This window comes from Acidobacteriota bacterium, from assembly GCA_022562055.1.
Taxonomy (GTDB): Bacteria; Actinomycetota; Acidimicrobiia; order Spongiisociales; family UBA5794; genus BMS3BBIN02.
The window spans coordinates 50,842-65,431 of the sequence record JADFQA010000001.1 but is presented as its reverse complement, the minus strand read 5'-3'; the positions used below and the strand labels follow the sequence as shown (position 1 = coordinate 65,431).

The following is a 14,590-nucleotide window of genomic DNA, read 5'->3' as shown; positions in this document are numbered from 1 at the left end:
CGGTCAACGGTCCGCCAGTAGCTTACGAGCGGTGTCCCGCGCCGTTTGCAGCGCGTCAGGCATCCGCTCCCCATTCGGCCCGCCGGCCTGCGATAGCTGTGGGTCGCGTGAACCACCACCACCAAGGAGTGCGGCTGCCGGACCGATGATGTCGCCTGCCGATACACCCTGAGCAACAAGATCGTCTGAGACGATTCCTACAAGGACTCCCTTGCCTGCGTTCACAGAACCCAAAATCGCGATCCCTGATCCGATCTGGTCGCGGAGCTGGTAGGCGAGTGCGCGGAGCTGGTTTGCATCAGAATCGTCTTGCCCAACAACCAGCAGCTTTGCGCCCCCGATCGTCTCGGCATCTTCGGCCAGCGACGTAGCAACCCGCGACCGGTTTTGCGCTTCGAGCTGTTCGATGCGTGATTCTTGATCCAGCATTCGCTCGTTGAGGGCACGAGCTGCGGCAAGAACACCGCCGGGTTTTGTTCGAAGTTCCTCGCCGACTCCTTCGAGTTCGCGTCGCATGCCGACGAGATGTTCATATGCTCGAATGCCGGCAAGCGCTTCAACACGACGAATGTTTGCGCCTACCGAACCCTCGCTAACAAGAATCAACGGCCCGATCTGCCCGGTCGTCGGCACGTGTGTCCCCCCGCAAAACTCAGTGGAGAAAGACCCCGTGCTGACAACTCGCACCTCGTCACCGTACTTGTCACCGAAGAACGCTATTGCCCCCATCTTTTCGGCATCAGTCTTGGACGTAATCACCGTGTCAACCGTCGAGTTCTTGATGATCTCTTCGTTGACGAGCAGTTCAATGTCACGGATCTCCTTGGGCGAAATGCCGGTGTGGTGGTTGAAATCGAACCGCAAGCGGTCTGGGGCCACCAGCGAACCGGCTTGTTGGACATGGTCACCGACAACCTCGCGCAATGCGGCGTGCAGAAGATGGGTACCGGTGTGGTTCTGCCGCAAGAACTCTCGACGTGCAAGGTCAATCGAGGCGGAGATATCCTGACCGGCCTGAATGTACCCAGCGGTGACAACGCCACGATGGCCATGCACACCCTGCATTGCGAGCTGCGTATCGCTGATGACGACGGTCCCCGTTGCTGTCCTCAGCTCGCCTGTATCCCCCATTTGGCCGCCCGACTCAGCATAAAAAGGCGTCTTGTCGAGGAATATCTCGATGTCTTGGCCTACGTCCGCTCGCTCCACAACCTCGCCGTCGCGGATGATTGCAAGTGCTGTTGCGGTGGCGGTATCAGCCGTATATCCAACAAACTCGGTTAGCTGGACGTCGCGTAACAACACGCGGTAGAGATCAGCAATACCAGCGGGGTTCGCTCCCTTAAACGCTGTCCGTGCACGCTTGCGTTGCGCCTCCATCTCGGTATCGAACGCCGCCCGGTCAAGCTCGATGCCGCGTTCCGCCAGAATCTCTTCTGTTAGCTCGACCGGGAACCCGAACGTGTCGTGCAATTTGAAAGCCGTCCCCCCTGAGAACGCGACTGTATCGGAGGTGTCTGTTTCGTGGTTGGCCGTGGCCGCCGCTATCGCGCTGAGCTCGGCCTCGAGCAGTTGGTTCCCCGCTTCGAGAGTCTTGCGAAATTGCACTTCTTCGCGCTCGGCCAAAGTAAGAATCGAATCACGGTTCTCGACAAGCGACGCGTAGGCATCGCCCATAACATCGATCGTCGCTTCCACCATCTCCGGAATGATCAGGTTTGAAGATCCGAGCTTGTAGCCGTGTCTCACCGCCCTCCTCAGCAGCCTGCGCAGAATGTACCCCCGCCCCTCATTTGACGGTACGACCTTGTCGTTGATGAGGTGTGTTACCGCACGACCGTGATCAGCAAGGATCTTCAGGCTGACGTCCGTAGTGTTGCTGTCACCAAATGTCGCGCCCGTTGCGGTCTCGGCTGCCGCGATGATCCGGCGAACCTCGTCTGTCTCGAACAGTGTCTCAGTGCCCTGGAGCGCCATTGCGATGCGCTCGAGTCCGGCACCAGTATCAATGTTCTTCGAGGGGAGTTCACCGATTATGTGGTACGGGACGTCTTGTACGTACGCCATAAACACAAGATTCCAGATTTCGACGAAACGATCTTCGTCCCCTCCAATCGCCCCTCCGTCGTGGCCGTATCGCTCGCCTCTGTCATAGAAGATCTCTGACGCCAGGCCACACGGGCCGGCGACACCCATCTGCCAAAAGTTGTCGTTTCCTCCACGCTGCACACGTTCGGCCGGGACGCCGACGTGGTCGATCCAAATCTCGGCGGCTTCGTCGTCCGTCTCGTGAACGGTGTACCACAAACGCTGCGGGTCGAACCCGAATCCCTCCGTCATCAGGGCGTAGGCGTAGGCGCACGCCTCCTCTTTGAAGTAGTCCCCAAACGAGAAACTGCCAAGCATCTCGAAAAACGTCATGTGTCTGGCCGTGGTTCCGACAATGTCGATGTCTCCTGTGCGGATACATTTTTGCACGGACGTTGCGCGGGGATAAGGGGCCGGCTCTTCGCCGAGCAAATATGGCTTGAATGGCACCATGCCTGCCACTGTGAGCAGCAGCGACGGGTCAATGGGAATGAGCGACGCTGACGGCACCACCGTATGGCCGCGCTGCTCGAAGAATTCGAGAAATGTGGTGCGAATCTGCTGTATCTGCATGGGTGCGGAGATTAGTCGGTGAATTAAGCGAGTCGAGATCCCGCTACCGGCGTGGACCATGTTCTGAAGGGGTAACCGAATCCGCCACACGTTCGATAATTCCGGCAACGCCGCGCGCCCCCAGTCTGGCGGCATTGTGCGCGGTGAGGCTCTGGCGAGCACGCTTCAGCTTTGCCGCGCCGATGATGCCGCCTGCCACCGTTGCGGCTGCGCCAAGCGTGAACCATCTGAGTCGAACGAACATGGTGTTCAATGTACTACCCGTTCACTAGCGCAGGACCGACTTTCTCACTGCGCTCGCCTATTACTCCTCTGCGTTTTGTCGCGGCGCCTTGCCGAGAATCTCGTCAATCTGTGACAACCGGTCGGCATGATGCAGCTCGGCACCCTGTTTGCGGGGGCGATACACGATGGCATCCACGATCGTTTCGGGCAGGTACGCCTGTTTTACGACGCTGCCTTGCTCGGTGGGAGGGTAAATGTATCCGACACCATGACCGATATCAGCGAGTCCAGCAACCGCAGCATTACGCAGATGCAGCGGTACCTCTGCAATGGGTGTCGACTCCACAAGTCGCGCTGCCGAACTCATTGCTGTTTTCACCGAGTTCGATTTTGGCGCTAACGCAAGAAACAGTGTTGCGTGTGCCAGCGCAAACTCACATTCGGGATATCCAACACGTTCAACTGCCGCAAAACAATCCACAGCTACTGTCAACGCGCGGCTGTCGGCAAGACCGATGTCTTCACTGGCAAACACGACGAGCCGTCGGGCAATGAACTTAGGATCTTCGCCACCCGAAATCATGGTTTTCAGCCAGAACATCGCGGCATCAGGGTCGGAGCCGCGGAGACTCTTGATGAATGCGGAGATAATGTCGTAGTGACGATCTCCGCCTTTGTCGTAGCGCACGACACGTCTCTGGAGGGCTTCCGTGACGACTTCGTCGTCAATATCGCTATTGCGGAGCGTGGCGATCTTGGCGGCAACGTCCAGCGTTGTGAGAGCGAGGCGGGCATCCCCGCCGACACGTTCAGCCAACGTATCTCGTGCTTCCGTGGTGAGGTTTACGGTACCGCCGAGGCCTCTTGTTGTGTCTGCAACCGCCCTGTCGAGGAGTTCGCCTACCTCCCCGGGAGTCAGTGGTTCGGTCTGAAACAGGGTCGCCCTTGATATCAAAGGTGCGTTTACCTCAAAAAACGGGTTCTCAGTGGTTGCGCCGATGAGTGTCACCGTGCCGTCTTCGACACCAGGCAGTAATGCGTCCTGCTGCGCTTTTGAAAATCGGTGAATCTCATCGATGAACAACACCGTCCGCCCCTGATCGTCGTCGATCCGTTGTTGAGCCGTGAAAAGCGTCTCACGAACGTCCTTGACACCGGCAGATGTCGCAGAGAGCTGCACAAAACGGGCATCAGAATATTTTGCGACCAGCCTTGCAAGGGTTGTCTTGCCTGTGCCCGGAGGACCCCACAGAATCATGGAGACCGGCTGGCCGGAGGTCACGATTGCGCGAAACGACGCGTCAGCGCCGAGCAAGTGCCGCTGGCCGACAACGTCCTCGAGAGACCTCGGCCTCATCCGAGCCGCAAGTGGCGCCGCGAGAAACCGCCGCTCGTCGCGCTGCTCGGCAAACAGGTCCATTGTACGGACACTAGCCGAACGCACATCCGTGCTCGCGCCGTCGATGGTTCGGCGGAGGTCTACGCCGGGGGGGTTGTGACCTCGACAACGTGGCTGTGCCCCTGGGGACACGACAGCTCGTAACCGGCGACTGTGCGAGATGAGCCTCCGACCAGATCTACAGCCGTCAACGGGCTACTGCATATCGGACACGTCAAACCAAACACTGATCGATGCCTTGCAACCTCATCGACATCGTCCCACAAACCTGCAACTGCCACGCTGCCCTCCAAAACTATGCCAGCCACTACATAATAGACTGCGGATAACTACTGGTCCAGAGGTTCTTCACCACTGAGGGTGACCGTCATGACTTACGTAGGGTCGGCCCACTCCTTGATAACGTCGGGCGACACCTGAATGCCCAGCTCGTCGAGCTGGGCAGGATCAACTTTCGAGGGTGCCCCGGTTAGTGGATCACCGCCGGATTGCGTCTTCGGGAATGGGATGACCTCGCGAATGTTCGGCTCGTTTTGGAGGATGGACACCAGTCGGTCGACCCCGATCGCAAAACCGGCATGTGGCGGCGCACCAAAACGCAGGGCCCTGACGAACCACCCAAAACGCTCGTCGGCGTCTTGTTTTGAGATTCCCAGCACGTCGAACACCTGCTCTTGGACTTCCGCGTTGTGGATACGCACGCTGCCAGACCCAAGTTCGGAACCGTTCAACACCAAGTCGTACCCGTGCGATAACGCAGTTTCTGGGTGGTCCCGCATCTCCTGCACCGAGTGAGGTGCAGTGAACGGGTGGTGAACGGGGGCGAAACCGCCGTCGTCGGTCTTCTCGAACGCTGGGAAGTCTACGATGAACAGGAATTCGAGATCGGCGTGGTCTTGCGGTCTGCCGTGGTCGAGTCGCAACTGCCCGAGTACCTTCCTGACTACGCCAGCGGCATCGGCCACGAGCAGCAGCACATCACCGGATGAGACGTCCAGCCTTACCTTGATTGTTTCCACTTCGGAATCGGTGAGGAACTTAGCGATCGGCGAACGCAGCGTGCCGTCTTCTTGAACGACCATCCATACCAGCCCCTTGGCTCCAAGCTCGATGGCCCGGTCAACCTGAGCGTCGAGTCCTGATCGCGCGAGCCCGAGTTTTCCTACGTTGATCCCTGAAATAACACCGCCACTTTCGAGAACCCCGGAAAACGCCTTGAAATCGGTGTCGGCAAATGTGTCGGTCAGATCGGCAATCTCCATTGCGAAACGCGTGTCGGGCTTGTCAGTGCCAAACCGGCGCATCGCTTCGGCGTATGTCATTCGTACAAACGGCCGAGGTAACTCCGTGCCTCGTACGTCTCCGACCACCTCACACACGATGTCTTCGAGAGTGTCGAGGACGTCTTCCTGTGTCCAGAACGACCCTTCAAGGTCGAGCTGCGTGAACTCAAGCTGGCGGTCGGCGCGCAGGTCCTCGTCTCGGTAACAACGGGCGATCTGGTAGTACCGCTCGACGCCCGCAACCATCAACATCTGCTTGAAAAGCTGCGGCGACTGGGGAAGCGCGTAAAAGTGCCCCGGTCGCATGCGAGAAGGGACGAGCATGTCGCGAGCACCTTCGGGTGTTGAAGCAATGAGCGTCGGCGTTTCCACCTCAAGAAAGTCTTTCTCACAAAGGACTCTGCGCATTGCTTGCACTGCCCGGGATCGGGCACGCAGATTGTTGGCCATTCGTGTGCGACGAAGGTCCAGATACCGGAACTCCAGTCGCTTTACTTCCTCAACCTCGACCCGATCATTGATTTGAAAAGGGAGAGGATCGGACGGGTTCAGAATCGTTAGAGATGTCGCCACGACATCGACATCACCCGTTGGCAAATCGGCGTTTGCAGTCCCCGACGGACGCGCCTGCACGGTGCCTTCAATAGCGATGCAGTACTCAGATCTCAGTGCATGCACCACATCTTGTGGTGCCGGGCTGTGCTCTGGGTTGAGGACCACCTGGACAATGCCGCTTGTGTCTCGCAGATCAATGAACACCACTCCCCCGTGGTCGCGCCGACTGCCGACCCATCCGGCGATCCGCACCGTGCGTCCGATATCGCCGGCGCGGAGTGTCCCGGCCATAGTGTCCTTCATCGCTTGTGTAGCCATGGAGCAATCTCCTCAACGCGAATATTGTCTTGCACGCCCGAGGTGAGGTCGCGAATGACAACCTCACCGTCGGCCCACTCGGGCCCCACCACGATGGCAACGTCGGCGTTCCTTCTGTCGGCGGCGCGGAACTGCGCCGTCACGCTCGAATCGCCGAGATCCATGTCGATACTGAGACCGTCCAACCGGAGTTCCCCGACGAGCGACACGGCCCGAGCTTGTAGCGTGCGATCTGCCACCACGACATATGCATCCAGCTCCGGCCCAAGATCGATATCTCCGCCAGCGAGGAGAATCCGATCCAGACCCATTGCTAGCCCAACGCCGTACATCGGCTTACCTCCAAGAGTCTCGGCGAGACCGTCGTACCGTCCCCCACCCCCGACCGCGCTCTGGGCAGCACCGTACTGGCGGGGCACATATTCGAAAACTGTCCGGTTGTAGTAATCGAGGCCGCGGACCAGGCGCGGGGCGATCACATATGGAATGCCAACGTTTTCAAGCCCTAGTTTGACCGCGGCGAAGTGTTCAGCCGCCGCGGTTCCTAGATGGTCAACTGGTGTCGGAGCGTGAGCAGTGGTGTCGCGATCTGCTTTCAAATCGAGAACTCGCAGGGGGTTGGTATCTATCCGCCTTCGTGATTCCGGCGAAAGCTGCTCCTCGCGTTCGCGCAACCAGGATTGCAATTCGGTGCGGTACTCAACGCGGTCCCCAGGATCCCCTACGGAGTTCAGCTGTACTTCAACGTCCGGTACCGCCATCTTCTCCAAGAACCGATATCCGACTTCGATGACCTCTACATCAGCAAGAGGGCTTGGTTCACCGAGATATTCGACCCCGAGTTGCCAGAATTGTCGGCGTCTCCCCCTCTGAGGGCGTTCATAGCGAAACATGGGCCCCGAATACGCACCCTTGAACACGCCGGCCCGGCCCGACTCGAGCACCGCACGCACCACGGATGCGGTTGCTTCGGGGCGCAGTGTCAACGAGCGCCCTTTTCGATCAGCGAACGTGTACATTTGCTTTTCGACAACATCGGTGTCGGCTCCGACCCCACGTTCAAAGAGTTCGGTTCGCTCAAACATTGGCGTGAACACCATGCCGTAACCGTAACGCCGTGACATGTCTTCAAACACCGCCATGGCGTGACTCCATATCCGCGACTGCGGGGGGAGGATGTCGTCGGTTCCCTTGGGGGCCCTGATATCCACTACGAAAGCTCCTGGAGGAACGGGTTGGTATGCCGCTCGTAGCCAATAGTTGTGGCCGGTCCGTGTCCTGGCAAGACTTCGATGTCGTCGTCGAGCGGCAGGATGCTAGCACGCATCGACTCAAAGAGCAGCTCGGTGTTGCCACCAGGTAGGTCAGTCCGACCGACAGACCCCGCAAACAACTGATCGCCGCTGAACAGCAATCCCTCAGAAGGTATCAAGAAACAGCAGTGTCCCGGGGTGTGACCGGGCGTGTGCAGCACTTGGATGTCGATCCCCGCAATCTCGAGGTGCTGATCATGCGAAAGTTCGGCGAGTTGGGCAGGAGCGCCGAACTCACGATTGATTTCCTCAGCGTTCAGGATCGTTCCCATAAGGCGTCGCAACATAGTCGCCGGGTCGCGATACAGGAATTCGTCATCGGGATGAAGATAGGTGATGACACCAGGATTCCGCGCCGCGAACCCGCCGGACCCGCCCGCATGATCAATGTGGCCGTGGGTTACGAGCAGTGCCACGGGCGTGATATCGAGGTCCGCGAGAAGCTCCCCCATCTGCTCGACGTCCGGTGGGGCGTCAACGACAATGCCGGGACCGCCGCGGTCACGAGCGATCACATAACAATTAGTTTGGGCGATCCACAGGGACCGCCCTTCAACGACCAAACTCATGCACGAGAGACTACCCCACCTCCCGTTCGTCGCGCTATCAAGGTCACTAGTGTTAAGAGCAGCCAGCGGGCTTAGCCCAGCATGGCGTGGCGGTCTCCCGCCAGTTGGTGTAGCGCCACGCGTCGCTGAGCAGTGGGAAGAACGGTGGGCGAATCCAAGCAAGGCGTTCATCGAAATTGTAGTTGCGGAAAGTAAAGCAGCACGACATATTCCCGGTACCGAGTGATGCGTTCGAGCCGTACATATTGAGAACGCTATTGGGCCCGTTCATCGGGGAACCGGCACAACTTGTCGAGGTCATGAGCTGGCCGTTCTGGTTGAGGATCGCGGCATACAGATTGAAAACCCTATCGTTTCCAATACCGTTGCCATTGATCCACACCGCGTCCGAACCGATCAAGCCCACCATGTCGGTACCGTTGAGTCCATCAACATATAACACGTCTGATCCCACAATGATGTTTCGCCGACTCGACGCCGTGCCAGCGTAAAACGACACGATGCCGCTCATGACAAAAGGCGAGGAACTTTTGCGACCGATCACGATGTGCTGGTTCGCCCACACCGCACCGTTCGTTGGCACGTCGAAGGTGTCGAGGTAGTTCCAGGTGCCGTTCTGGGAGTATTTCGTCCACCCTGATTCGTCACCATCGCAGTAGTCGGCGCTCGGCCCGCTTGTCGCATACGAAACTTTGAGTTTGGTGGGCTGCCCGGACACGTTGACGGTTTCTATGAGATATGCAGCCACGTTGCTTGGGATTCGCGAATCCACGGCAGGATCGAGGCACACACCTCCCCCCTCGCATGCTTCGAGTACGAGCAAGTCGAGATCATCCCAGAATCTGTCAAAATCGATCGGATCGGGGTAGTAGTCGGTAATCAGCTCCCCAGCAGAGTTGTAGCTTCCACTCGAGTCGTATCCCTCGGCACCGTTCTCCCAAGTAGGCGGTCCGTACCACCTGCCACCCGAGTAGAACCCGATCGAACCCTCGGCGAACACATCGGCATGTGCTTCGCCGCCGGTCCGGTACCCGACATTGCCACCAACGTAAACCTTGCCGAACGTCTTGGCTCCACTGCCGTAACGAAGATCGTTCTCGACCATACGGACAAACTCGGAGACTGACGTCGGGCGAATCTCGGCTGTGACGACTCTCGGGTTGAGAAAACCAGCCTGTCGTCCGACGACCGTCACCTCCACCGCCTTTCCGTCCGATGGCGGCGACACCCTCAGCAATACTGCAATATCGTCAGCGGGACCGGCGCCACCCGTTAACAGGGGGTGGGTATAGAAGTTCGTCGTTTCGATATAGTCCCATGTGGTGCAATCCCTGATCCAGGTGTTCCCCGGCTCCACGATCGTGTTGTACCCGGAGGAGTTCTGATCGACACATTTCCGAGGCGCCTCTGCCTCGTCGACGTAACGCTGGTAGTACAGCGGATTAATAGAAAGTTTGGTGGCGTATCGTTCAAGCATCGCCTCTGTCCCGGCGAGGACCGTGTCCTCACGCTGAAAATAGTCCGCCTGGCTGAGTTGAGAACTTGCCAGGGACTGGATCATCACGGTCATCAGGGTGATCGCAAGCATGCCCATAATCACGGTCGCCATAGCGACGCCGTTTTCCTCGTTGTGCAACCTCCGCATCCTAAGTACGCTGACCATTACGCAACCTCACAGCTTCGAGAATCTGTACTTCGGGGAGTGTCGCGTTGTTCGGATCAGGATCGATCCTTAGATCGATCTTGACAACTTCGAAGACACACCGCGCCGTCGCATCGCATGACGTCGTCACCACTTCTGACCCAGTAGCCCACGAAATGCCTTCAAACAATGGGTTCCCGGAGGCGACGACGTTTGTCACCAACACGCGGGTAATTGACGGACCGATCACATACGTCCAGTTCGGCCCCGAGCCGGCGTCTGCGGGCGTGGTTTCATGCATGAGGTCACACAACCCGCCGCTGCAATTGGCAATGTAGTAGTGGTACTTCTCCGGACCCGCCATGTCGTCACGTCGGTCCGAATGAAAGACAACATCCAACCCGCCCCATGAGGAATCAAGGCTTGCAATGATCGCTCCATCATTATCAACATCGACGGCTTGGCGCAGTTCGACCAACATCTGGGCGATAACCGGCCGAATGTCGCGTAGCGCTTCAGCGCGCTGCTGTTCAACTTGCACATTCCGCGAGAAGGCAGAAAACAGGGTCAGGAACACGGCCGCGATCATGACTGTCAACATCGAGGCGACCAGCACCTCGGTGAGCGTCGTGCCACGTTCACCATGCAACCGGCGGGCTGTTGATGGCATCAGCATGACGAGGACACACTCCACGTCTTGTTTCTGTTATTCAGCGTCGTGCTTGCCGTGCTTAGCGGTGACGCGGGATAGTCCGTGACACCGCAGTATGCGGTCACCTCGACGAGCAGCCCATAGCTTTCGACGACCATGAACGAGACATTGCCGAAGGAGTTAGCCGGTATTCGGATCCATGTGCCGGCGGTGCCCCCAACTCGATACTCGTAAAATCCGTTCGGTCCTATTGGGCCATAGCGTAACCGGAATCGATCAGTGGAAAGCGGTTTTGTCAACTTGAGTTCCCGGCTCTCCGCGCTAGGCGTCGATCTGAAGCGCCATACGACGCTACCGTGGCCCCAAGTCGTTGTTGCAGTGGCTACGAGGCTTGACATGTTCGCGGGGATATTGAGCGTGACATTCCCAGTTTCATCTGTATGTCCGACCCAGGAACCCAACGTCGGGTGCGTAACAGTCACCTCCGCACCATTGATGACGTAGTCGGACTGTCCGCCGTAGCTCACGGTAAAGGTGTAGTTCACGGTGTCGTACGGCGGCACCTCCAACTCAAGGGTGCCTGCAACGCTACTGGCCCCTCCGGACCCGGGAACATCAATCTCGACGAAGGCCGGCGCATACCCCCCCGCCGCTGCCGTTACTCGATACCGATCTGGGACAAGATTTGAGAAGTCATACTCCCCAGCTACCCCTGTGGTAGTCCAACCTGACGACAGATCTTCTACCGTCAAGACCGCGTCCGCGATCGGCGAACCGGTAGCCTTATCGGTGATCGTCATTGCTAGAGACGCTGGCTGGTACAGCTGTATTGTGCGTCTCGCGTTCCAACCCCCGACTGCATCGACGCTCGTTGCACCGGATGAGACTGATACCGGGTCGATTAGCCAGTCAGATCCCGAAAATAGCTCGATGTTATAAGTTCCGAAATCGACCTCGACAAAATACTGAGACAACGTCGCGTTCGCTGAAACGTAGGTTTTCGCGCCCACAATCTGCAGTGTCGGCGCGGCATCGCCGTAGGAGTCATAAGGCTCGTGGAGGACGACATCCACCTGAACTACCGCGATTTGTTCTTGAGCGGCGATCGTCGGAGGAGAGATGATCGTCTCCATTGTCACGGGCTTTGCCGAACCGACGACAGGGGAGACAGTAACGACGACAGACTTGTAGTTAACACCAATGTCGTAGAAACCCTGCACGCCGTCACCGCCCTGGGCAACCACGTTGAGACCGGTCAGGCTGCCGGCGTACTCAACCGTAGTTAGGACGGTGAAGTCGCGACCCGACACTGTCTGGGTCACGGTCCGAGAGATTATTCCGTTGGGTTCGAAGCCGACATTGCCAACATCGTTGTACCGCAGAGAGCGGACCTCTTCGATGCGGGCCTGGGCGATGTTCTCAGCGATCGTTGTGTCTTTGGCCCGGTCGATCGCCCGCATGGAGACCGCCAGAGGCGTTACCGTGAGCACGATGGCGATCAGCAGAATTGTCGCCGCCATCATCGATTCGATGATGGAGAAACCGCCCTCGGCGCGTTGCATGCGGACCACCAGCCGGTCCCTCAGTGTTGCCATCCCAATTTGTCGGCATTCTTGGGCGGTTTCTTGAGTTCTGAGGCCATGTTCTCGGGCACTAAATTCCGCTGCATGACATGACTACTGGCCGACGTAGCCCGCAAGATCTGAGTCGGAGCGAAACATCGTTGCCGGTACGAATGCCGTTACCGCAGACCGTGGTGAAGCACGGCTCGGGTCCTAGTTTCCCCCGGTCTGAGGAACCAACCGGTAGGCATCAAAAACACCGTCGATCGCGGCCAACTCAGTCACGATTCCGGCGAGCGCCATGGCATCGCTGAGCTCGATTTCATAACGCAGAATCGCGATACGATCACGCCCGGTCGCGGACGACGAAGCCTGGATGTTCGCCCCCAAAGAAGACAACACCGATGTGACGTCTCGTAGCAGCCATGGACGGTCGAGCGCCTCCACCTGCACCCACACGAAGAATGAGCCGGTCTGTTGGGGCGCCCACGACACATCGATGATACGTTCGGAACGTTCACCGAGAGCTTCGACATTCGCACAGTCGGCGCGGTGCACCGATACGCCCCGTCCGACGGTCACGAAACCGATGATTTCGTCGCCCGGCACCGGGGCGCAACATCGGGCGATCCGTACTAGCAGGTCGTCCATGCCGTCGACGATGATCGCACGCTCGGGACGCCGAGCTTTACGCTGTACCGGCGGAGAGAGCAGATCCTCGGACTCGTCAGCTTCGAGGAGTCCCCCGTCAGCGCCAAGCAGTCTCACCAGCCGGTTACTGACTGTTTGCGCACTTAGCCGATTCTCCCCCACTGCGACGAACATGGAAAGGCGGTCGTCGTACCCAAGGTCCGTGGCGATTTCGGTGAGCAAGTGCTCCCTGCCCTTTTGCGACAAGCCGAGGCCCTCACGCCGGATCGCCCTAGCTACGAAGTCCTTCCCGTCTTGCAAAGCCGCGCCACGGCGTTCCTTTGTGTACCAGTTACGTATTTTCGCCGCCGCGCGCGACGACTTTACAAACTCCAACCAGTCTCGACTGGGATGTGCGTCTTGCGCTTTCGATGTGAGCACTTCAACAATGTCGCCCGACTCAAGCTCAGTTGCCAGCGGTACGAGCCTCCCATTCACCTTGGCGCCCACACAGGTGTGGCCGACATCGGTGTGCACGAGATATGCGAAATCGACGGGTGTTGCCCCTTTTGGCAAAGTGAGCACCTTTCCCGCTGGCGTGATCGCAAATACCTCGTCCTGGTAGAGATCGAGCTTGAGATTTGCAAGAAACTCCTCGGGGTCGCTCGACTCTTCCTGGAGGGATCTAAGGTCGGCTACAAATTCATCCGCTGCCGCGCTAGGACCCTCCTTATAGCGCCAATGCGCAGCAATCCCGTACTCGGCCATGTAGTGCATCTCGTGAGTTCTGATCTGCACCTCAAGGGCCTTGCCGTCTGGGCCAACGACGGTCGTGTGCAACGACTGATAGAGGTTGAACTTGGGGGTGGCGATGTAGTCCTTGAAACGACCGGCGATAGGTCGCCACATGGTGTGGACGAGACCCAACACCGCATAACAGTCTCTTGTGTCGGTCACCCGGACCCGTACGCCGATCAGATCGTGAATGTCGTCAAACTCAAGTCCAGAGTTGACCATCTTGCGGTAAATCGAGTAGAGGTGCTTCGGACGACCCGTTATCTCGGCTTCGAGTCCGGCTGCGTCGAGCGCAGCTGTGAGCTCGCCAATAACATCCTCGATGTGTTGTTCGCGTTTTGGTGCACGTCGACGAACCAAGTCCTCCAGTTCGGCCATGCGTTTGGGATAAAGCGTCGCAAAACATCGCTCTTCCATCTCATGTTTGACCTCTTGAACCCCAAGTCGGCTGGCAAGCGGCGCGTACACATCCAGCGTTTCGCGGGCAACCCTCAGCTGTTTTTCCATCGGCAGCGAACTGAGGGTTCGTACGTTGTGCAAGCGGTCGGCGAGTTTGATGATGAGAACCCGAATGTCATCCGACATGGCAATTGCCATCTTGCGGATCGTCGCGGCCTGCTGCTCCTCCCTTGATGAAAACTTGATCCTGTCGAGCTTGGTCACACCATCGACGAGCGCCGCAACCGTACCGCCGAACTCCTTTGTGACGTCAGCCAGCGTGACATCGGTGTCTTCCAAAACATCGTGTAGGAATGCGGCGACAAGCGTCTCGCTGTCCATCCCGAAGTCCGCAAGGATTTCAGCCACCTGCAGAGGGTGCGTGACGTAGTCTTCGCCGGTGCGCCGAAACTGGCCCTCGTGGGCTGCGACTGCGACGGTAAACGCCCGTTCGAGCATTTCCGGATACGAACCGTCGCCGTGGCGTTGACAGAATAGGTCGGTTACCGACTCGAAGATCTCGCGCGGAGTGCGCCCAATTTCGGATG

At 58.3% G+C, this 14,590-nt stretch carries 10 protein-coding genes; all 10 read right to left on the bottom strand.

Annotated elements, in window-relative coordinates; all coding sequences use genetic code 11:
* Positions 1–3: 3 nt before the first annotated feature.
* The 10 genes from alaS to IIC71_00270 all read right to left on the bottom strand — a co-directional run bounded on the left by alaS (position 4) and on the right by IIC71_00270 (position 14,501).
* Positions 4–2,661, bottom strand: a complete 2,658-nt coding sequence (alaS, locus tag IIC71_00315) for an alanine--tRNA ligase (protein MCH7667636.1) — start codon at positions 2,659–2,661, stop codon at positions 4–6.
* A gap of 43 nt (positions 2,662–2,704) precedes the next feature.
* Positions 2,705–2,905 carry a hypothetical protein gene (locus IIC71_00310; GenBank protein ID MCH7667635.1) on the bottom strand — a complete coding sequence of 67 codons (201 nt, stop codon included), beginning with the start codon at positions 2,903–2,905 and terminating at the stop codon, positions 2,705–2,707.
* Positions 2,906–2,965: 60 nt separating this feature from the next.
* Positions 2,966–4,306, bottom strand: a complete 1,341-nt coding sequence (locus IIC71_00305; GenBank protein MCH7667634.1) for a replication-associated recombination protein A — start codon at positions 4,304–4,306, stop codon at positions 2,966–2,968.
* A 353-nt stretch (positions 4,307–4,659) separates the two neighbouring features.
* Positions 4,660–6,426 carry an aspartate--tRNA ligase gene (gene aspS / locus IIC71_00300; GenBank protein MCH7667633.1) on the bottom strand — a complete coding sequence of 589 codons (1,767 nt, stop codon included), beginning with the start codon at positions 6,424–6,426 and terminating at the stop codon, positions 4,660–4,662.
* Positions 6,423–7,652: a histidine--tRNA ligase gene (locus IIC71_00295; protein MCH7667632.1), complete on the bottom strand. Its 1,230-nt coding sequence runs from the start codon at positions 7,650–7,652 to the stop codon at positions 6,423–6,425. Before IIC71_00295 ends, aspS begins: the two co-directional genes overlap by 4 nt.
* Positions 7,652–8,323 (bottom strand): MBL fold metallo-hydrolase, encoded by a 672-nt coding sequence (locus IIC71_00290; GenBank protein MCH7667631.1) that lies wholly within the window; start codon positions 8,321–8,323, stop codon positions 7,652–7,654. The genes IIC71_00295 and IIC71_00290 overlap by 1 nt, the downstream gene beginning before the upstream one ends.
* 52 nt (positions 8,324–8,375) lie before the next feature.
* The gene (locus tag IIC71_00285) at positions 8,376–9,986 is read right to left on the bottom strand and encodes a hypothetical protein (protein MCH7667630.1); all 1,611 of its coding nucleotides are present in this window, start codon (positions 9,984–9,986) and stop codon (positions 8,376–8,378) included.
* Positions 9,970–10,641, bottom strand: coding sequence for a type II secretion system protein (locus tag IIC71_00280; GenBank protein MCH7667629.1), 672 nt, complete (start codon positions 10,639–10,641; stop codon positions 9,970–9,972). Before IIC71_00280 ends, IIC71_00285 begins: the two co-directional genes overlap by 17 nt.
* A complete protein-coding gene (locus tag IIC71_00275; GenBank protein MCH7667628.1) occupies positions 10,635–12,212 on the bottom strand; it encodes a carboxypeptidase regulatory-like domain-containing protein in 1,578 nt (525 codons plus the stop codon). Before IIC71_00275 ends, IIC71_00280 begins: the two co-directional genes overlap by 7 nt.
* Before the next feature lie 180 nt (positions 12,213–12,392).
* On the bottom strand, positions 12,393–14,501 hold the full coding sequence (locus IIC71_00270; GenBank protein ID MCH7667627.1) for a bifunctional (p)ppGpp synthetase/guanosine-3',5'-bis(diphosphate) 3'-pyrophosphohydrolase: 2,109 nt from the start codon (positions 14,499–14,501) through the stop codon (positions 12,393–12,395).
* Between the last annotated feature and the right edge of the window lie 89 nt (positions 14,502–14,590).